Origin of the sequence: Paraperlucidibaca wandonensis (assembly GCF_042677145.1) — a bacterium.
GTDB lineage: Bacteria > Pseudomonadota > Gammaproteobacteria > Pseudomonadales > Moraxellaceae > Perlucidibaca > Perlucidibaca wandonensis.
This window is the reverse complement of sequence record NZ_JBHTIT010000001.1, coordinates 235,673-256,863: the sequence shown is the minus strand read 5'-3', so window position 1 is coordinate 256,863 and position 21,191 is coordinate 235,673. Positions and strand designations below refer to the sequence as shown.

General features: G+C 54.1%; 14 protein-coding genes and 2 pseudogenes. 2 read left to right on the top strand and 14 right to left on the bottom strand.

All coding sequences use genetic code 11. The features are described 5' to 3' along the window. Position 1: 1 nt before the first annotated feature. Genes recD through ACFQ0F_RS01125 form a run of 6 tightly spaced genes read right to left on the bottom strand, consistent with a single transcriptional unit; the run spans position 2 to position 11,483 of the window. Complete coding sequence (gene recD, locus ACFQ0F_RS01150; protein ID WP_379068151.1) at positions 2-1,918, bottom strand: exodeoxyribonuclease V subunit alpha; 1,917 nt, start codon at positions 1,916-1,918, stop codon at positions 2-4. Continuing rightward, entirely contained in the window at positions 1,915-5,922 is a 4,008-nt protein-coding gene (recB, locus tag ACFQ0F_RS01145; RefSeq protein WP_379068148.1) for an exodeoxyribonuclease V subunit beta, read from the bottom strand. Before recB ends, recD begins: the two co-directional genes overlap by 4 nt. Continuing rightward, a complete protein-coding gene (recC, locus tag ACFQ0F_RS01140; protein WP_379068145.1) occupies positions 5,919-9,449 on the bottom strand; it encodes an exodeoxyribonuclease V subunit gamma in 3,531 nt (1,176 codons plus the stop codon). The genes recB and recC overlap by 4 nt, the downstream gene beginning before the upstream one ends. A gap of 51 nt (positions 9,450-9,500) precedes the next feature. Next, the gene (locus ACFQ0F_RS01135) at positions 9,501-9,797 is read right to left on the bottom strand and encodes a hypothetical protein (RefSeq protein ID WP_340676272.1); all 297 of its coding nucleotides are present in this window, start codon (positions 9,795-9,797) and stop codon (positions 9,501-9,503) included. A 43-nt stretch (positions 9,798-9,840) separates the two neighbouring features. Further along, positions 9,841-10,422: an alpha/beta hydrolase gene (locus ACFQ0F_RS01130; RefSeq protein ID WP_379068141.1), complete on the bottom strand. Its 582-nt coding sequence runs from the start codon at positions 10,420-10,422 to the stop codon at positions 9,841-9,843. Between the two features lie 23 nt (positions 10,423-10,445). Then, positions 10,446-11,483: an AraC family transcriptional regulator gene (locus ACFQ0F_RS01125; RefSeq protein WP_340676270.1), complete on the bottom strand. Its 1,038-nt coding sequence runs from the start codon at positions 11,481-11,483 to the stop codon at positions 10,446-10,448. Positions 11,484-11,606: 123 nt separating this feature from the next. Here ACFQ0F_RS01125 and ACFQ0F_RS01120 point away from each other — a divergent pair, with 123 nt between their 5' ends. Then, the gene (locus ACFQ0F_RS01120) at positions 11,607-12,443 is read left to right on the top strand and encodes a metal-dependent hydrolase (RefSeq protein ID WP_379068137.1); all 837 of its coding nucleotides are present in this window, start codon (positions 11,607-11,609) and stop codon (positions 12,441-12,443) included. On the opposite strand, the gene ACFQ0F_RS01115 is transcribed toward ACFQ0F_RS01120, so the two are convergent. The 8 genes and pseudogenes from ACFQ0F_RS01115 to ACFQ0F_RS01085 form a co-directional block, all read right to left on the bottom strand. Next, a complete protein-coding gene (locus ACFQ0F_RS01115; RefSeq protein WP_340676268.1) occupies positions 12,440-12,646 on the bottom strand; it encodes a DUF2970 domain-containing protein in 207 nt (68 codons plus the stop codon). The two genes, ACFQ0F_RS01120 and ACFQ0F_RS01115, sit on opposite strands and share 4 nt — an antisense overlap. Positions 12,647-12,660: 14 nt before the next feature. Then, positions 12,661-13,323 (bottom strand): DNA-3-methyladenine glycosylase family protein, encoded by a 663-nt coding sequence (locus ACFQ0F_RS01110; RefSeq protein ID WP_379068134.1) that lies wholly within the window; start codon positions 13,321-13,323, stop codon positions 12,661-12,663. Next, positions 13,298-13,915: pseudogene (gene alkB / locus ACFQ0F_RS11715) on the bottom strand (DNA oxidative demethylase AlkB); the annotation flags it as partial. The gene ACFQ0F_RS01110 and the pseudogene alkB, both read right to left, overlap by 26 nt. A gap of 102 nt (positions 13,916-14,017) precedes the next feature. Next, positions 14,018-15,160, bottom strand: a pseudogene (gene dinB / locus ACFQ0F_RS11710) (DNA polymerase IV); the annotation flags it as partial. A 102-nt stretch (positions 15,161-15,262) separates the two neighbouring features. Beyond that, positions 15,263-17,071: a choice-of-anchor I family protein gene (locus ACFQ0F_RS01100; protein WP_379068128.1), complete on the bottom strand. Its 1,809-nt coding sequence runs from the start codon at positions 17,069-17,071 to the stop codon at positions 15,263-15,265. Between the two features lie 73 nt (positions 17,072-17,144). Beyond that, complete coding sequence (rnk, locus tag ACFQ0F_RS01095) at positions 17,145-17,558, bottom strand: nucleoside diphosphate kinase regulator (protein ID WP_379068125.1); 414 nt, start codon at positions 17,556-17,558, stop codon at positions 17,145-17,147. 80 nt (positions 17,559-17,638) lie between these two features. Continuing rightward, the gene (locus tag ACFQ0F_RS01090; protein ID WP_379068122.1) at positions 17,639-19,153 is read right to left on the bottom strand and encodes a fumarate hydratase; all 1,515 of its coding nucleotides are present in this window, start codon (positions 19,151-19,153) and stop codon (positions 17,639-17,641) included. Positions 19,154-19,222: 69 nt separating this feature from the next. Then, positions 19,223-20,446 carry a YihY family inner membrane protein gene (locus ACFQ0F_RS01085; RefSeq protein WP_340676262.1) on the bottom strand — a complete coding sequence of 408 codons (1,224 nt, stop codon included), beginning with the start codon at positions 20,444-20,446 and terminating at the stop codon, positions 19,223-19,225. Positions 20,447-20,518: 72 nt separating this feature from the next. On the opposite strand from ACFQ0F_RS01085, the gene wrbA reads away from it, so the two are divergent. After that, the gene (gene wrbA / locus ACFQ0F_RS01080; protein ID WP_340676261.1) at positions 20,519-21,121 is read left to right on the top strand and encodes an NAD(P)H:quinone oxidoreductase; all 603 of its coding nucleotides are present in this window, start codon (positions 20,519-20,521) and stop codon (positions 21,119-21,121) included. Positions 21,122-21,191 lie beyond the last annotated feature (70 nt).

Here is a 21,191-nt window from a genome sequence, read left to right as displayed (position 1 = left end):
TTTACAAATTCAGCAGTAAGCGCTGCTGCAGCCCAGAGAAGCGCTGCGCTTTCGCTGCTACCGCCAAACGCCAAACCTGCGCATTAGGGATACATAACTCCACTGCATTACGTGCACGCGTTAACGCGGTATAAATAAGTTCGCGACTCAGCACTGGACTAAATGTTGTGGGCAGCACCACGGCGACTTTAGTAAATTCAGAGCCCTGTGACTTGTGCACTGTCATGGCAAAAACGGTCTCTGAGCTAGGCAAGCGCGACGGCAGCAACCAGCGTATTTTTTGCTCACTGCCATCCCAAAAGGCCACGCGTAATTCGCCGGTTTCAGGCGACTGTAGGCAAATTCCGATATCGCCGTTCATCAGGCGTAGGCCGTAGTCATTACGCGTAATCATCACGGGGCGACCGACATACCATGGGCTGGGCTTGTCGAACGGCGTAATTTTTTCAGCTTTGCGCAGATAGCGCTCACAGGCTTGATTGACCGCGATTACGCCATGGCTGCCTTCTCTGAGCGCGCACAGTAGGCGAAAGCTATCGAACTTTTTCAGGATAATCTCAGCCGACTCACCGGTCTGCACGCTGGACCAATAATCGTCGTAGCCGGCGAATAAGGTGTTGAGCGTATCGATGCGACGAACCTCTGGCGCGTAGTCATCGTTATTTGGTGCAATGGTTGCAGCGCCAGTACGTACGGCGTGAGCTAGCTTGCCAATGCCGCGCTGGGCATCGAATCGAAAGCTTTGCTTGAGCTGCGCGACATGCGCTGGAGATGGTTCTGCGGTCGTGCTGTTTGTAGCTGTGACATCGCAGACATTGGCATGATCAGCAGCGCAGCATAGGTCGGCCAATACAGCGCCTGCTTCAACGGAAGCCAGCTGATCTTTATCGCCGAGCAGGATGATGCGCGCCTGCGCTGGCAGGGCCTCCATCAGCGCCGCCATTAAGCTCAGGTCTAGCATCGAGGCTTCGTCGACCACTAAGACATCTAGCGCGAGCGGGTTAGTGGCGTGATGGCGATAGCGCTGGCCATTGTCTTGCGACATGACGCCGAGCAGCCTATGCAAGGTGCTGACCTCGGTGGGAATGTGCTTGATGACCGATTCGCTAAGCGGCAACTGCGCAACTTGACTGGCAATGGATTCGCTCAAGCGCGCCGCTGCCTTGCCAGTGGGCGCGGCCAACGCAATGCGCAGCGGCGGCTCGCTAGCTCGCTCAGCAAGGCTCTGCAAAATAGCCAACACGCGCACCACCGTCGTGGTTTTGCCGGTGCCCGGGCCGCCAGTAATCACGCTTAGTGCACGCTGTGCGGCTAGGCGGCAGGCAGCGCGTTGATCTTGGCTACTGGCATCGGCGGTAAACAGGCTATCGATGAGTTGCTCAAGCGCCACTTGGTCGGTCGATATTTGTGTGGCGAGGCGCTCATTGAGCCGTGCAGCGACATCGCATTCTTCGCGCCACGCACGCTGCCAATACAGCGCGCCAGCATCGAGCACTAGCGGTTGAGGGCTTTTGACAGCCCGTGCCACGGCGTTGGACAGGCTTAATAGCCGTTGTAGGGCATCGCTCGAATAGGCAGACAGGCAATGCTTCGCTTGCGCGGCGACAGGCGCATCAAGGCCGTAGCGTGCTGGATTATTTTGCAAATCGGCTAATTCAAGGCGGACATGGCCTTGGCCACTTTGCCGCGTTAACAAGGCGGTGAGCCAAACCAAGACTTCAGGAGCATTGGATGTGTGGCGGACTAGCCATTGCGCCATGGCGACATCGAGCTCGCTGAGCCAATGTTCGTCGACACAAGCCTGCCATTGCTCGGAGGTGATGGCGTTTGGGTTTTCTGCTTGAGATGAGTTTGGCTCGCTCTCAATTTCTGGGGGCTCTGAGCTTGCAGCGCTGAAGTCTAAAGTCTGCTGAGTCATGGCGCTGTTCCTTGTGCCTGCTGCGCGGCCGTTTTTGGTTTTGCGGCGGCCTGCGTAGCGTGGTCGGCAGCTGTTCCAGTGCCGGCAAAAAGCCTATCTAAAGCCTCAATTAGCGCAAAATCTGGACGCTCAATATGCACGCCGCGACCTTCGCCATCCCATCCTCGCAAATACAAATACACTGCGCCGCCCAAATGTTGCTCAGGATCGTAGTTGGCTAAGCGCGCACGTAAATGCCGATGCAGCGCCAGCAAATACAAGCTGTATTGCATGTCGTAGCGATGCTTGGCGATATCGGCGGCAATACGCTCGGGCAGGTAACTATCGGGCTCATCGCCAAGATAGTTCGACTTATAGTCGGCGACAAAATAGCGGCCCTCATGAACAAAAACCAAGTCGATAAAGCCTTTGAACAAGCCATGAATCTGATTGCTTTCGGCGCGTGGGCGCGGCCGTGCCGACAAGGTGTGGGCACACACGAGCGCATCTAGACGATCGGTAGAAACGTTGTGGCTGGTGAACCAAAACTCCATCTCCACGACAAACGCTTCGAGCTGCGCTAGGCCGATATTTACTAATGGCGCCGCGGCGGCTTGCGAGCGTGCATCGAGCACGGCAAGCGATGTGCGCATGGGCACTTGTAGCCAACGCCGCAATTCTTGCTGCCAATGCACTTCGGCGTGTTGCCAGCCATGCGCCTGGCATTGCCGCTGCAAAAAGCCATCGAGTTCGAGGAGGTTGGTCTCTGTGCTGGCAAAGTGCTGCTCTGCGGCTAGCTCTAGCAGACTGTGCCAGAAGGTGCCGACGTCGGGGCCGCGCGGCATCTTGTCAGTTTTAGGTGGCGTGTCTGTATTAGGAGCAATTTTAGCGGCTATATTTTCGCCGGACACTGCTGTATCAACAGGCGACAACTCAGCGAGTGGCTGCTCATTATTTTGATCGCTCTTTTGTGAATGCTCACCTGTTTGACTCTCTTCTTGCGGCGGCGAGTCTAAGTAATTCGCTTCTGCCGGGGTCTGCGCGGCCTCTTGAAAACGCAGACGGCTATAGCTCGAAATTTGCCAAAATGGTTGGCGCAGAGCGGCAAAATCGCGCGCCGGCAATAAGCTGATCGATTCTTTCGGCGGCTGCCAAATAGACTCTGTGGCACCCTCGCCGCTCAGGCTAATACCATCGAGCGCTGCTAAATCGCAAATACCTTGCGCCAAGACATCGGGCGCTAAGGCTTCATTGCCTGCGAACAACCACTGCCATGCCGTGTTGTTGGCAACGCCATTGGCATGACCATGTTTGATTGGCGCCAACGCCATCCAGAGCAAGTGCTTAGGCCGTGTCACCGCGACATAAAATAAACGCAACTCCTCTTCGAGCTGCTCATGCGCGGCCATCTCTTGGCTGGCGTCATTAGGCGCGAAATCAAAGATAAGCTCACGACCGCTGTGGTAACGCGTAGCAGCAGCTTTCGGCGGAAAGCTCGGCATCGCCGTGAACGGCAAGCACACCAGCGGATATTCCAAGCCTTTCGATTGATGCACCGTGCTAATGCGCACGCGACGCTCATCGCTCTCCAGTCGCACCAAGGCTTCGTCGCCAGCGGAACCACCTTGTGCACTGCGATGCTCAGCCAAATAGCGGATCACCGCCTGCTCGCCGTGCAAGGCATCGGCGGCCTGCTGCAAGAGCTCGGTGAGATGCAAAATATTGGTTAGCGCGCGCTCACCATTAACGCAGTCTGGATGCAGTAATCGCGCCGGCACCTGATATTCAAATAGCCAATGCCGCAGCGCCGCCAACACGCCATGACTGCGCCATAAGGCCGCAATGCGATGCACACGATCGATATCCTGCTCCCACAAGGCTTCGTCGTTGCGGCGCGCCAATAGCTCAGCCCAACTCAGGCCCAGCGGAGCAGTAGCCAATGCCAAACGCAGACGGCGCTCATCGCTAGGGTTCGCCAACGCCTCAAGCCAGTTCTGCACGACACCGGCCTCATCGCTATCAAAAACACTATCGCGATCAGAGCCATAAACGCATGGCACGCCAACTGCTGCTAAAGCTTGGCGCATGGCTTTGGCTTCCATGCCTTTGCGCACCAACACGGCAATATCGCCTGGGCTTAGCGCACGCTCGCCAGCGTTGGTGACAATGGCCATCAGCCCAGCATCACTGGCGCTCAACCATTGCGCGATACGCTCTGCCGCCGCCTTTGCCAAGACCTCGCGCGCTTCGCCTGAGCTATAAGCTTCCTTCTCTGGCGTAAGGTAATCGAGCTGCACACCATCGATATCTTGCCAAGCATCTGACGTACTCGCCCGCACCTTTAAGCGCGCCTGTTGCTGATGGGCAATGGCCTCTATATATGCAAGCTCACTGCTACCGCTTTGCGCGAATGCCCCGCCCTCGCGAGCCGAGGCCAGCGCATACAGCGTGTTTACGCCAGCAATGACATTGGCATCGGTGCGGTAGTTGGTGGTGAGTGTGTGGATGGGCAAGCTGGCTTGCGCACGTGCATCGAAATAGGTGGGCAGATCGGCGCCACGGAAACTGTAAATGGCTTGTTTGGGATCGCCGATTAGAATGAGTGCAAGCTCTTCTGATGAGGTGCTTGGTTCTGCTTCCGCAGCTGCAGCCTGTGCAGCCTGTGCAGCCTGTGCAGCCTGTGCAGCCTGTGCAGCCTTAAAAGCATCGCCATAAATGCGCTGAAAAATACCAAATTGCACAGGGTCGGTATCTTGAAACTCATCGATCAATGCCACGGGAAAACGCTGGCGCAATGTCGCCACTAAAGCCGCGCCATGCGGTAGCGCAAGCGCATCATGCAGGCGCGTGAGTACGTCGTTAAAGCTGAGTTCGGCTTGCTGGCGCATGCGCTGGTCGAGCTGCTGGCTGACCTCATCGCGCATGGCCGCGAGTAAATTTATTTTTAACGAATCGTGGATTTTTTCATGCGCTGCCTGATCGCTTAAAAAAGCCTTGAGCTGATCAATTAGCGGGTGTGTTGGCGTGACTTTTCCTTTAGCAGTTTTTTCTTCTAGCTTGTTACGACCATCACAATCCGCCACCGGGATGAAGTAGTCACAGGCCTTAGCTTTTCGATCAAGCTCGCCCTGCCCTCGCCAATTGCGCATCTCATCAGCAAGCTTCGCAATGGACTTCTCCTTAAACGTACCGCCGCTAATGTCTTTGTTCGCCCAAGCATCCTGCAGCAATGCAATCACATTAGCGCCATCAGCCTGCCATGCCTGCCACAGTGCTTGTGCCGCCTGAGCGCGCTGCTCAAGCATCGGCAAATAGCGATCACGCAGCTGCTGCCACGACTCGCCACTAGCCATCACGCTGCCAAAACGTAGCTGCGCTTGTGGAGTTTCAAGCAAGCTTCTGAGCTGCTGATCAAGCGCATCAGGCGTCGACCACGAGCGGCTGATACAAGCCAGCAATAGCGGCGGCTGACCATAAAACCACTGCCGCCACACATCGCGCACAACCTGCACGCGCAAGCTATCCATGTCGGTGCGCAGGCGCTGCTGAAACAGACTGCCGCTATCGAAAGCGTGCTGCTGTAAAACGCGCAAACACCAGGCGTGGATGGTGCCAATCTCGGCCTCATCCAGCGTTTGTTCGGCATCTCGCAAGCGCTGTGCGACAATGGCGTGGTCGCAATCATCATAGTCGGCGATGAGATTTTGCAGCGCCGGATCATGGCTATGACCCAGACTAAACGCCAATGCCGCCTCGCTTAAACGCGCACGAATACGATCGCGCAACTCGCCAGCGGCGGCATCGGTAAACGTTAAAACCAACAGTTCAGCGGGGCTATAACTGCGGCCACGGCGATCGCCTTTACTCGGGTCATGGCCCAATACCAAGCGCAAATACAGCATGGCGATGGTGAAAGTTTTGCCAGTGCCGGCGCTAGCTTCAATCAGCTGCATGCCGCGTAATGGCAGTGCTAAAGAATCTAGCGTTTGGTATTGCGCCGCCACCGGTGAGTTTGATGTGCTCATAGTGATGACTCCACCCATTCGCGGCGCTCAGGCTCGATGTGATAGATCATCGCTGACACCAGGCTGTCGCGATAAAGCGCAAGCTCATTGGATGCCGATAGCGCGGCGTAATCTGGCCACAACATGGCCATGGGCGGCTTGGTGATTGGCGCAAAATTACTGTCGCCAAACTCGCTGCCTTGATAAGCCTCGCGCGCGGCCAGTTCACACGCCAGCGTTTGGTCTTTATCTTTATTTCTCGCTGTTGGCTTTGTCAGATACGCCGTCGCCACGCCAACATCAAATGCCAGCGCATGATCCTGACCATCACGCCATGCCTGCACGATTTCGCGCCAATAAATCTGCGCGTCGGCCAGCTCCACCGGCGCCCAATGAATCACACCCAATGGGCATAGCACTGATACCGCAACCGGATGCCCAGATAGCGTGAGCAATAGTTGCTGCAGCCATATTGGCCAGAGCTTTTCCCAGCGCTTTACGCCACCGCTGTCATTCAATAATTTGCTTGCCGAAGGCACCCACAATATCTGTTGGCCAGCACTATTTTCGCGTACGCCATGCATATCGGCATAGATCTCAAATTCACTGCCATCAGCTAAGTGCTGCGTATAAGCCGCCGCTATCGGTGCCAACGCGCGCTGGCTTAGCCAGTCCCCACTTAGCAGTTCAATATCTTCTGCCGTCGCATTTAACTGCGCTTGCGCCGGCTCAGAAAAACCTGCCAATGGCCATTCGCCACGCCCGACCCGCTCGGCAACGGCAGTCGCCAAGGCCTGCTCAGGCTGATCCTGCTGCACCGATCGCAACAAAGCTTCGACCGATTGATGCCGCACTAAATGATCGACCTCAAAAGGCTCATGGTCGGGACTGATGACGTCATCTTCGGCAAACACCACGCCTAAGCGTTGGCGGTAAAAATAGCGCGCCGGTGAGCGGTAAAAATACATCAACTCGCTCAATGGCAAACGCGCGCCAAGCTCATCGGCAGCGATGGCAATGGGCTGCTGTTCGCTAGGCGCTAAATAGTCGTTGGCGGCACGCCACATCGCGGCAAAGCTCGCTGCCTGCTGACCTTGAAAGTAGCGCGGGCTAAATGGCTGCAAAGCATGCTCGGTGGTAATAGCCGACAGCGATGCATCGCTAAATTGCCAGCCACGATAGAGGTAATCACGCAGTTGCGCGACTAAAAGTGATGAGGGTTTATCGGCATTTGAGCGTGCATTACGACCGACCCAGCTAATCAAAACATGGCTGCGTGCCGACAATATGGCCTCGAGAAATAGATAGCGATCATCGGCACTGCGGGAGCGATCGCCAGGCCGTGACAGCTTCGGCGCATGCAGTAAATCGAAATCATTCGGCGCATGGCGGCGTGGAAACTCATTGTCATTTAAGCCAAGTAAACAGACCACGCGAAATGGGATCGCGCGCATCGGCATCAAGGTGGCGACATGGACATTGCCGGTGAGGAAGCGTTGGCTCATGCTGGCCTCATCGAGGCGAGCCAACCAAGCTTCGCGCACGACGGCTAGCGGTAGCGCCAAAGGCAGCTCAAAGCCATCGACCGAGCTGATTTGCATCTCCTGCTGCCATGCCTCTAGCGCATTTTGCACACGTTGCATCAGCAGCTTTTCACCATCGTCTTGGCAGTCAAAAAAATCGGCCAATAACTGCTGGCAAAGTACGACCCAGTTGCTGCCGTGACGTGCTACCAAGAGCGCTTCAGACCATGAGCTGAGCTGGGTGAGCAATCGCGCCATCGGGCCTAAACGCTGAGCTTCAGTGGCACCACGACGGCCACTAGGCATGAGTGAATCGAAGGCTTGTGGCTGACCGGTCTGCTCGCCACTGGCAAAGCCTAGGAGCAAGCGATCGAGGGCAAACTGCCACGTATTTTGCGCTAAGTTTGCCGGTACGCCCCAGGTTTCGCGATGACGGCTATCGAGGCCCCAACGAGCGCCAGCGCGATCAAAATCATCACGCAATTCAGCAATGTCATTGGCCTTTAAAGCAAAGCGGCGACGCACCGCAGGCACATCGAGCAAGTCCCAAATTTCAGTCGCCGTGCAACGCGATTCCGGCAAGCGCATCAACCACGCTAAAGCGGTGAGCATGGGTTCGGTACTACTGCTTGGGCGATCGAGCAAGGCGTAAGGCAAGTTTGGCGATTGCCGCTCAGATGACGGTGCAGTAGTTGAGCTCGCCGACGTGCTAAACGTGGCCTCAATCAGCGCCGCATAATCGCGAATATCGGGCACCATCACGGCAATGTCTTGTGGCCGTAATGGCACAGGGTCATGGCGATGCGTGTCGAGCAAATCTAACAAGTAGTCTTTCAACGCCTCGACTTCGCGCAGGCGGCTATGCGCAGTTTGAAAGCACAGTGATGCGTCATTCGGCACTAATGCTAAGCGCTGCTCCGGTGCCTCAGGCAGCGGTGTTAAATTCAACACCTGCTGTTGAATTTGCGTGAGCAACGTGTCCGCCGGCGTCTCATCAAAAATATCGATGCGCTGGCCAATCGCTGCCACTAGAGGTCGGTAGTTTTCGGGCTGATCAAACTGCTCAAGCAGGCCAACATAGTCGCGGCCCTGTTGCCCCCACGCCAGTAGCAAGGGGTTGGCGTGCTGCGCGACTTCATGCGTTGCTAGCTCAAGCGGCAAGCTGGCTTTGCGCGCATGACGCCCGCGTGTCGACGGTTTAAGCAAGTCGGCCCAATAATACTGGCAAGGATTGAGCACGGTGAGCACCACTTGGCAATGCCGCGCTAAAGCCGCGAGGGCATCCAAGTAGTGCGTTGGCAGCGTTGAGAAACCCCACACAATAATGCGCTCGGGCAGACCGACTGGGCGCGCATCGCCGGCGAGCGCCTGAATAAATCGCTCATGCACGGCGGCGCGATGGCCATCATCAGCCAAGCTCATTTCATCATTGAGTAAGCGCCAGAGTTCGGCTTGCCAGCGCTGATGCTCGGCGAGTTCACGGGCATCGTGTGGCGACTCGGCGCGTAGACGAAGTTGATCGTGGCCAGCACGCCAATCCATCAGCCAGTCGCCGCGATAGACTTGATACTGATCGTATAAATCGGCCAATTGGCAGGCGAGCTGCCAGCGCTTTTGGCCATCACTATCATCGTGCAAATAGCGTTTTAGCGGCTCGAAATATTCGCGCTCAACGAGCTCAGGCAGCAGGCGCAACAGCCGCCAACGCAGCGATGATTTATCGAATGGCGAATGTTTGGGCACAGCATCAGCACCTAGCACCACACGATACATTTGCCAGAAAAATCGCGCGGCAAAGTCGGCTTGCACACCAGCACAAATACCTAGGCCTGGCACATCAGCATCGGGCTCGGCGGCCATCGCCGCCTTCAGCCATTGCGCCATGCCATTGCTTTGCACCAGCACGCGCTCTTGCGCCATCGGGCCAATAGGATAGGCACGAACCCAAGCCAACACGACATCGCGCAGGTTTTCGAGGCGATGACTGTGCAGCACCATAAAACCGGGCGCGATAGCTGAACTCATGGATCACTTCCTATGTGACGAGCGGCTGCTATAAGGCAGCTTCAAGCAGAACTATTTTGCGCTAGAAATTGACGCCGGTTTAACTAAGGTGGCACCACCCTCTTGAGCAATCATGGTTGCTGGCGCGTCGACATCGACAGTTGCCAAGCAGCTAAATTGCTTATCGCCTTTGTCGCAAAGGCAGCTGCTATTTGTCACTGGCGCATCGGCGCGAGCAGACGCTAACGCAGTGGCCTGATCACAAGCTGCTTTGCGGGTTGGCGCCCAATCACCAGAGGCTACGTATTGTGCGGCCAAAGCGGGAGCGGCAAACGCCGACAGGGCCAGAGCGAAAAGTACTGCTTTCATTTTATTCTCCTCATCACGCCTTAAAAAGCGCACTAAACGGTGCTTATACGATGCTAGCTGCACACGCTAAACGTTGCGCCAAGACTTCGCAAATAAATGCGATGCTATTGTGCAAACTATGATCATCTTCTACTTCTGCCAAGTCAGCGCCCCATGCTTGAGCCGCACGCTGCGAATGACTCAGTGGCACTACCGTATCGGCGCGGCCATGAATAAGTTGAATCAGCTCGCCGGGCAATGCTTGCTCGGGTCTATCCAAGGGATAACCAGGCAAATCAAATGCTGGGCAGAGCAATAGCATGCCATTCACACTAGCGGGCTTTTGGCTCACAGACTGAGCTTGATTCGTAGGCTTAGTGTAAATTTCTTTAGCCAAGCGTGCAGCGACCCATGCCGCAACATATCCACCCAAGCTCGAGCCCACCAAATATACACGATTGGCCTGCCACGGCCATTGCGCCAAAACCGCTTCGCCACGCTGCACTGGATCGCGGCTAAAGCGGCCATCTGGCGCCATCGTTTGCCAGCCCATAGCCTCTGCCGTGGCGCGCATTTTCTGGATTTTTAAGCCGTCAGGGCCAGACTCTAAACCATGCAAAAATATGACGGTACCTGCACTACTCATCAAGAAATCTCCACTAAATGCTTTTACCGCGGCTCTCGCGTTTGTTCTCGTGATTGCTCTCGATAGAGACGCGGCGACACCCCAGTCCAACGCCGAAAGGCACGGCCAAAATTTGATGGATCACCATAACCTAGCGCCTGCGCAATCGCATCCACCGTGCTATCGCTATGCAGCAATAATTCCACTGCACGGCCACGGCGCATTTGCTCCATCATCAGCTGATAGCTAGTGCCAAGATCACTCAAACGCCGGCGCAAAGTGCGCGCTGACATCGCTTGCGCTGCCGCCGCTTGATCTAAGCTAGGATTGCTCGGCAAATGCTCACGCAGCCACATTTTCACGCTCGGCAGCAAACCGCCATGATCACGTAAGCGATGCAACTCTTGCTCACATTGCGCGGTAGCCATGGCCAGTAATTGCGGATCGGCCTGCGCTAGCGGCATCTGCAAGCCTTTGCGCGGAAAACGAATTTGGTTAAAGGCATTGTCATAGCTGATGCGCGAGCCCTGCACTTCGCGCCACTGTGAATGATGCTTAGCCGCTGACACACTCAACCTCAACTCACCCATAAAGGTGCGGCCAGTAACTTGCTCACCACACACCAGCATTAACGTCATCAAGGCTTCGATGAAAAATGGCTGCAATTCGCCCAGAGGCACAGCTTCGTCGAGCTGCACCACGGCATCATCGCCCTCGCGAAATAAGCGCAGGGAAAACAAGCTGGTGCGCGTTCGAAAATAGCGTATCGATAAATCAATAGCGCCACCAATGGTGCGCGACGACAGCACGGCATAGCCCAAAAAACCATGGTTGCGCAGATTCAGTAAGCGTCCCAGATCGATCGCCAGCATAGGGCTTGGCGCCAGTGATTGAGCATTGCGCATAAGCTGCAAACACTGAGACCACGGCAGATGCTGATCGGCATTCAAACTTTCTAACTGAATCGGCGTGCCCGCCAGTACAGCATCGCTAGACAAGCCCAAGGCTTGCAACGCCACCAGCAGCTGCATCAGGTATTGCCCAGAAAGCGTGGCCTCTGCGGTATGGCGCGCTATCGTCATCAATGGCCTCAAATGACCGATTAAAGGCTTACCTTACCCTTCTTCCTAAAAGTGCAGCAAGGCATTGTTGCTGAACGGGCATCTTTCAGGCCTTTGAATTTTAACGCTGCGAGGAATACCGCCATGATTAGCAAAACGCCGATTCCCATTCGTGTCCGCCGCATGGATTACGCCATTCCGGAAATGCCGCGCTATTGGTACCGAAATAATCCGTGGATCACGCATTATATGAATGCGCTGTCGACTACATTCCCCGATGGCGAGCGCTTTTTTATCGACTCTGTACGTAATTTCCAAGGTCAGATTAAAGACCCTCAACTGCAAAAAGATATCCGCGCTTTTATTGGCCAAGAGGCAAATCATGGCAAAGAACATGAGGCCTTTAATCAAGCCTTGATCGATCAGCACCAACTGCCATTAGCGAAGAAAATTGAGTTTGTGAAAAACGCGCTGAAGTTCGCCAAGAAGCGCTATAGCGATCGCGAGCGACTCGCCATGACAGTGGGCTTTGAGCATTTCACCGCTATCTTAGCCAACCTCATGCTCGAGCAAGCCGACGTCATTGAGAATATCGATGGCATGGTGGGCGATATGTTTATGTGGCATGCCGTCGAGGAAACCGAGCATAAGTCGGTGGCCTATGATGTGCTCCAAGCGGTTGATGGCGACTATTGGCTGAGGATTCGTGGCATGGCGCAAGCCACGTTCTTTTTCATGCTAGTCACACTGCGCATGCAACACAGCTTACTGAAGCACGACGGCAAACTCAGCGACTGGCGTAGTGCCTTAGGTTTTGCCAAATTCATGCTGTTTAAACCGGGCATGCTAACGCGCATTATTCCCGAGTATTTAGACTTTTACCGACCCAGCTTTCATCCATGGCAACACGATAATCGTCACTTGATTGAGCAGCGTATTGGGCAATTAAAAGCTAATGAAGTGCTAGCTCAGGTGGCCTAAGGCAGCACCATATTCACTGCGATCACCACGGCCAACACCATCGCTACCGCAAAGATAACGCCAGCAATGATAAAGCTACTGGCGTTATTGCTATTGAAGTCACGCTGACGATTGGCGTCAGTTTGCACGCCAAACCATGCGCGAAACACACTGACTAAAGCCTGTAATGGGCTAACTCGCGTTGGTTGCTGCTGATCGCTCATGCTGCCTCTCCAGATTAACGTGCACTCTTCACTCTATCGACTGCTCGCCACAAATACCATGCCGCTGCACTGCGATGTGGCCGCCAAGCCTCAGCCTCCAGTAAGAGCGCCTTCGGTGTCGGCTGGCGTTCCAATCCTTTCAGTAATCGCCAGCCCTCACGCACGCCAAAATCAGCCACTGGCATCACATCGGGTCGGCGTAGTGTGTGCATCAAAAACATTTGCACTGTCCATGGGCCGATACCCGGCAAGGCCGTAAGTAATTCGGTGAGCGCCTCATCACTAAGCGTTCTTGCCTGCGCTAAGGTCGGCACTTCGCCACTTACGGCCCCATATGCCAAAGCAATAATTGCTTTCGTTTTCGCCGCCGACAGCCCGCAACCTCTTAGTACATCGGGCTCAGTGGCCAGCACTAGCTCGGGTGATGGGTAAGCTGGGCCGTCGGCTTGGTCTTCATAAAGCCGCAAAAAGCGCCCGAAAATAGCTTCCGCGGCTTTGCCATGCACTTGCTGGCCCGCCACGGCACGCGCCAACGCCTGCCAAGGCTCACGCTCATCACTAGCCTTAGTTGTTGCAGGCTTAGCTGACAGCGGACACGGCCCCATATCATCGACGAGGTCGCGCCAATCGCTATCGACTTCGCGCAAAAACTTACATGCTGTCGTTAATGTGGGCATAGGCCATCCGAAAAGTTAGGTTAATCCGACGAGTACCAAGCAATGGGTGATAACCAGTCTTTAGTGGCAATACGCCATGAAAGTTAAGGCGTGATTCCCCACCCCAAACCACTACATCGCCGTGAGAAAGCAGTAAACGATGAGGTGTATCTTGGCGTGCCTTTCCACCAAATTGGAAGCTTATTGGCAGGCCAAGCGATATCGAAACTATGGGTGCCTGGAAGTCGGCCTCATCGCGATCTTGATGCAAACCCATTCCGGCGCCAACAACGTAATCATTAATCACGCAGGAGTCGGGCTGAAAATTCGAATAACCCGCCTCTGCCGCAAAGCGCTGTGCAAGCTGAAAAAATAGCTCTGGCATCGCTGGCCATGGTAGGCCTGTCTCAGGGTTGAAGGCTTCGTAGCGATATCCCTTGTGGTCACTGACCCAGCCCCAGCTACCAATAGCAGTTAGCGCTGAGGCCATATAAAAACCACGCTTTGTCATTGAGTGCCGCGTTGGAGTAAGTGCTAATAGACGCTGCGTTTCCTGCCAAAGCTCAGCTGCATTTGCTAACGCCGCTCTTGGCAAATAGATCGCGCCGGGGGCAAATACTTGCGCTAAGCCACTTCCTATAGAAGCAGAGTCATCAATTAAATCTAAAAAGCTCAACTGCGCGGGCGCAACATCACGAACCACATCGTCGGCTTTCGATAACTGCCCAACCTTCACGCCCAATAAGCGAATGCGCTGATCCAAAGCCACGCGCTTTAAGCATTGCCGTGCCCAATGCTTGATCGTTTCTGCATCATCGCAGCTGTCCGTAATCGTTTGATCTCGAGTCACTGAACGAAAATCTGCATAACGAATCTTGATACTGATACAGCGCCCGACTCGGCCTTTGCGCTGCAAGTCAGCGGCGACACGCTGGCAGAGTTCTGCCAATGCTTGGCTTAACTCCGCACGATCTTCTCTCACGGATAAGTCACGAGAGAATGTGGTTTCGCGGCTCATCGATAACGGCTCACTGCGCGTTTGTACTGGCCGCTCGTCATGACCTTGCGCCACGTCAAAAAGCCATCGCCCACTGCGTTCACCAAAGGCTAACTGCAGTGTCTCCACCGGCGCTTGCCGTAATTGCTCAATTCGCTCATAGCCCATCGCGGCGAGCTTGGCAGCCATTTTTGGGCCAATGCCGTTGATACGCTTACAGGGCAATGCCCCAATACGCTCAGCTACCTCTTCAGCTCTCAACAGGCAAATGCCATTGGGCTTATTAAACTCACTGGCCATTTTAGCGATGAGCTTATTCGGCGCCACACCGATGGAGCAGGTCAAACCGGTAGCGTCAAAGATCGACTGTTTTAACTCAGCGGCGATGGCCTCACCCGCATCTCCGGCCACCAATGCCTGCTCGCTGATATCGACAAAGACCTCATCAATGCCGCGATCCTCCATGATCGGTGCCAATTCGCGAACGGCGGCCTTAAAGCGGTTGGAATAGTCTTTCACCACGGCAAAATCGACCGGCAATAAAATCGCCTGCGGGCATAGGCTAGCGGCGCGCTGCAGGCCCATGGCCGAGCCCACACCAAACTGGCGAGCCTCATAGGTGGCAGTGGTAATAACACCTCGACCGCGATAGTCACGCAGGCGCGCAAAGGCGTCGAGCGGGATGGTCTCAGGGCCGGCTAAGTGCGCATGGGTACTTATACTTTCAGCGTCAACTTGGCTACCAAAAACACTAGCCTTAGAGCCGCCAATAACCACAGGTAAGCCCTTCAGCTGCGGATAGCGCAGCAACGTCACGGAGGCAAAAAAAGCATCCATGTCGATATGCGCTATACGCCGCAGAATGGGGGTTTGAAGGCTCAGAGTGCTGACTCAAACGAAAAATGGGAATGACTATGCTACGGCATAAGCATTCCCATCGCATCACGCAAAAATGACGCTATTTTACTTTCCAACCACCTCATACACGCTGGTGGTACCACTGACCTCATGGCCGGTAATAAGCAAAGGCTTACCCGTTGGAGACAAGGCACTTGGAACAAATGCCAAGCCTTCAGCACCTAAGTCACCAGACGCTGCAGCTGGCTTCGCTACCGAAAAATCACGCGTATTTAAGTAGTCCTGAAATACAGGATTTCTTGGATCGCTAATGTCGAAAGCCATGACACCACCCACACGCTCAAGACCTAAAAAGGCAAAGGTTTTAATACCAATCTGCCCGAGCACTATGCCTTCTGGCTCTGGACCTTTGTTATCGCTACGGTCATTAAGCGCAACCTTGTCATGCCCACTATTAAAGAAGCTCTTACACAGTGTGTCGCGCAAAACACCCGCTTTGCATAAGTCGCCGCCGGTGTACTGCTCAATGAAATCGCCTGAGTCCCAGACCAAAGCACCGGTATTGCCAGAAAATACGCTCATGCTGCGAGCGCCAAACGAATACACATTGTCATACATCAGGCGCGCATCGGCTTTTGCTGTATTCGCATCAGCTAGTTCGCCCAGCTGGGTATAAAGCTTTGGCGAGCCATCACTATTGCGCTGGTAGCCCTGCGTCCACGTCACATTAAGGCGGCCCAACACATCATTCGCAAGGCAGTTTCCCGCAGAGGTCAAGCTAGCGCCACAATAACTAAATGTTGCGGGATTAAGAATTGCACCACCCGCTAGGCTGGCGAGGTCGATGGATGGGCCTTTGAAGCCCTTGCTGGCAAACAAATCGCCGACACGCATCTCCTCAACAAAGTCGCCCCACTCACGCGCATCGCCCTCATTTGCCGTGACGACGTAATCAACACCATTGAACTGATGCACTGCAATGGCATCGGGCTGATACATGCCCAACACACCTGGATGCAGCGCAATGCTAACGCCCGTGTCTTTATCATTGGCGGCAAAGCCATTGCCCATCACGCCATGATCTTTATAGCCGAATGGCAAAACCTTGCTGACGCGAGCTGTGGCGAGATCTATCACTGCCATGGCGTTGTTTTCTTGCAGGCTAACATAAGCGGTTTTACTGTCTGGGCTCACCGCAATGTATTCAGGCTCAAGGTCTTGCGCCACGGTGGCGTTACGACCAAAGATACGCACACCTTGCTGGCGCAGTAGCTGAACTTGATCATTAAAGGCACGGAAGCTAGCCGTACGTAAGCTCAACTTTGATGGCAGGCTGACATCAATAACCGAGACACTGCCTTCAGGATCTGTCGCATAGTCATCTGCTGGCTCACCTTCGTTGGCCACCAGTAATTGCGAGCCATTAGGCGTGAAAACCAGCATGTCTGGCTGCGCCCCTACCTCGATAAAATCCAATAACGCTAAGTCACTAGCGCGATATAGTGCGACGAAACCAGGGTCTGTTTTCGGGTTTGATTCAATTGCTATGGCCACTAGGCCATTTTTTGACGCTACGCTGTTCACTACAGCATTCGCTGGAATGCCGTTAATGTCGCTAACACGCAAAGTTGACAATAGCTTAGGACTGGCGGGTACGCTTAAGTCCAACACATCCAACGCACCTTTTTCAGAATTGACCACAAAGCCACGCTTACTAACGATATCAACTGCTGGGATCTCGGCAGCACTTTCGCCAAAAACTCCGCTCTCATAACGCCCTAAAAAATTCATCTGAATGCGACTGGGAGTTTGCTCTGCGACAGCATCCACAGGCTCATTAGTAGAGCCTCCACCGCAAGCACTAAGCAAAATGGCAGCTGCAATTGAGGTAGGTGCAAGGAGATTTCTAAGCATGGTGCTGTCACCTTTAATTAAGATGACAGCACCATGCCGTACAAAAATGACAACTGAATGAATCAGTCATCAATTAACGATGTAGATCACCATCGCGCTCAGGCTGATACAGCACTTCTTCAATACGCACCTTCAATACGCCAGCACCAGGCTTTGGCCACTCAATTTCATCTCCTTGCGACAGGCCTAATAGCGCGCTGCCAACCGGTGCAAAAATTGAGATCGTATGGCCACTGCTATCGGCGTTTTTTGGATACACCAAGGTCAAAGTGAACTCCTCATTTGAGCCATCGACCTTAAATCGCACGGTTGAGTTCATTGTCACCACGGTGGGTGGCATATCTTCAGGGTCAACAATATCAGCGCGACCTAGCTCAGACTCCAGCGCATTACGACCAGGAAAGCTCTTGGCATCAGGCGAAGCCAATAAGGTATCTAAGCGATCGGCATCGAGTGAAGACACAATCAAACTTGGTTTAGTAGTCACAGCACACACTCCTGTATGAACACATAACAATCAAAAAAAAAGGCCTGCATCTGCAGGCCTTTTTTAACTGCGGATTTCGTTTATTGAGTAACTGGAATTTTACCAATTTTGGCTTGCCAGATTTTCGGTGCCGTCTCATGCACTGAATTACCGTGCACGTCCACCGCGACACTCACCGGCATATCTTCGACTACAAATTCGTAAATCGCCTCCATGCCAAGATCCTCAAAAGCCACTACTCGCGAATGACGAATAGCTTTAGATACTAAATACGCTGCACCACCGACGGCCATCAAATACGCTGCCTTATGCTTTTTAATGGCAGCGATACCAGAAGCACCGCGCTCTGCCTTACCGATCATGCCGTAGAGGCCAGTTTCAGCCAGCACAGTGTCGGTAAATTTGTCCATACGGGTGGAAGTTGTTGGGCCGGCTGGTCCAACAACTTCGTCACGCACAGGATCAACAGGACCAACGTAGTAAATAAACTTACCTTTCAAATCGATAGGTAATTTCTCACCCTTGGCAAACATTTCCACCATGCGCTTATGCGCTGCATCTCGACCAGTGTACATGGTGCCAGTGAGCAATAAAGTATCGCCGGGCTGCCACTCAGCAATTTCTGCTGGCGTCACGGTATCAAGATTCACGCGCTTAGATTTTGACGCATCAAAGGTAAGCTTAGGCCAGTCTTCCAACTTCGGCACAGGCATCTCAGCAGCGCCGCTACCATCGAGGACAAAATGCACATGGCGTGTGGCCGCGCAGTTTGGAATCATCGCCACCGGCAGTGAAGCTGCATGCGTTGGATAGTCCAAGATTTTCACATCAAGCACCGTGGTCAAGCCGCCCAAGCCTTGCGCACCAATACCTAGCGCATTGACCTTTTCAAACAGCTCTAAGCGCAGCTCTTCAACGCGATTTTGCGGGCCACGCGCAATCAGCTCATGAATATCAATCGGGTCCATCAACGACTCTTTCGCCAACAGTGCAGCCTTCTCGGCTGTGCCACCAATGCCGATGCCGAGCATGCCTGGTGGGCACCAGCCAGCGCCCATCGTAGGCACCGTTTTTAGCACCCAATCAACAATCGAATCCGATGGATTGAGCATGACCATTTTCGATTTATTTTCTGATCCACCGCCTTTAGCTGCCACGGTGATATCGAGCTTGTCGCCAGGCACGATGCTGTAATGAATCACTGCAGGCGTGTTGTCTTTTGTGTTTTGACGCTTGCCTGCTGGGTCGCGCAAAATCGAGGCGCGCAAGATGTTATCCGGGTTTAAATAGGCACGACGAACGCCTTCATTGATGGCGTCATCGAGGCTTAAGCCACCGAGATCCCAGCGCACTTCCATGCCAACTTTAACAAAAATGGTAACGATACCGGTGTCTTGGCAAATAGGCCGATGGCCCTCGGCGCACAGACGCGAGTTAATCAAAATTTGCGCCATCGCGTCTTTTGCCGCTTGGCTCTCTTCACGCTCATACGCCGCGTTCACCGCCTGAATAAAATCCAGCGGGTGGTAATACGAGATGAATTGCAGAGCATCGGCGACGCTTTGAATCAGGTCGTCGTGTTTGATCACGGTCATGCGCAAACTCCAATCGAGTATGAGGGCAGTAAAAAGGCTAAGGCGCACTTAACCTGTAAAAATGTGTGGCTATGATACCTCAACCGCAAGCAGCTGGCCGAGAGGCTGCACTAGCGATTCGTCCATTGTTTTTTCCACTGGGGCAATGATCGCTTGCACGCCCGCCAGCCATGGCTCCGATGGATAACTGGCGAAGTCAGCGGCTAATGGCATTTGCCATGGTAGCTGCTTCAGTAAGTCTAAAAGGTTGATGTCGGACAAATCGCGTGCCAACACCAAATCGCCCTCACGCGTAGTTCGTGCCAATTTATGCTGATCTAACAGCTTAGCAAAACTAGACCAGTCGGCCTGATGCTGTCTGCCAACCACTCGCATCACTTCAACTTCTTTCACGCCTTCGCCATTACGATGACGGCCGTGCAATAAGGCCAAGACACTAAGCATGGTCAACACAGGATGGCGCTGGCCCTCACTGAAGGTTTCTTGCAGCGCCACACCGCGCGACAACTCCACGCCATAAAGGATGATCATCCACGAGATATAAATCCACAATAGGAAGACCGGGAGAGCCGCGAATGCGCCATACACCAACTGGTATGAGCTGAAGCTGGTGATAAATAAACCAAAGCCTTTTTTCGCCAACTCAAACAATACCGCTGCGGCAAAACCGCTAATAATGCCGGCACGCCACGGTACTCGGCAGTTCGGCACCGTGGTGTAGAGCAGTGTGAATCCGAGCGTGGTGAAAAATACCGGAATCAGGCCAATGCCCGGCAGAACCGTGCCAACCACGCCAGCCGTGTCGCTAAACACTTTCAGCGACATTAAGTACGACGACAGTAAAAAGCCGGCACCCAATAGAAATGGCCCAAGACTCAACACTGCCCAGTAGCGCAAAAATGCCACTAAGCCATTGCGCGCTGATTGCACCTGCCAAATTTCATTAAAAGCCTTCTCAATAGTCACTAACATCATCACCGCAGTGACAAACAACATGATGATGCCGACGATGGTGAGCTGGCCTGCCTGCTGCGAAAAACTCGTGAGCTGATCGCGCACGACGGCACCTGAGGTTGGTGCCAAATTATCGAAAATAAAGCCTTGAATATCGCCGCTGACATGCTGCAAAGACGGAATGGCGGCGAGCGCGGTGAACACCACGGTCATCATTGGCACCACGGCAAACAATGTGGTGAAGGTCAACGCCGCCGCGTGACGACGACAGTCATCCTGCAGAAAGTGCTCAAATGTTGAGCGTAAAATAGACGCCATTTGCTTTAGTCGCTGTGTCATTAGTCTTGTTATGTCCTATCTCGGGCGGCATCGGCTAGTATTCCCTGACCCGCTCTTGCTGTCGAGGCACGCATGTCCAATCCCTATATCTTAGTTTTGTATTACAGCCGGCATGGTGCCACTCGTGAACTGGCCAAACTCATTGCGCGTGGTGTTGAAAGTGCCGGCATAGAAGCTCGTCTCCGCACCGTGCCCAGCGTGTCAACCGACTGCGAAGCAGTAGCACCAGACATTCCAGAAAGCGGCGACTTATATGCCGATCTCGATGACTTGGCGGGATGCGCCGGACTCATTGTTGGCAGCCCAACCCGCTTTGGCAATATGGCCTCCGCGATGAAATATTTCTTTGATGGCACCACAGCGCTCTGGCTCAATGGCGCGCTCATCGATAAGCCGGCGGCCGTGTTTACCTCCACCGGCTCACTGCATGGCGGCCAAGAAAGCACACTGCTATCGATGATGTTACCGCTGATGCATCACGGTATGGTTATAGTTGGCCTACCCTATGCAGAACCAGCGCTACTGGCGACCGAAAGCGGCGGCACGCCCTATGGCGCCTCGCATTGGGCGGGTGGCGATAGCAAGCGCGCCATCACTACACATGAAGCTAGCTTGGCTCAGGCCCTAGGCAAACGCGTGGCGCGCTGGGCTCATGCCGGCCTGGCCTTGCGCTAGATAGCTGTGCATTTTGCACATAAGTAGCGCCGTATAACCCCACACCTAATTTCGCAATACTGACTTGGAC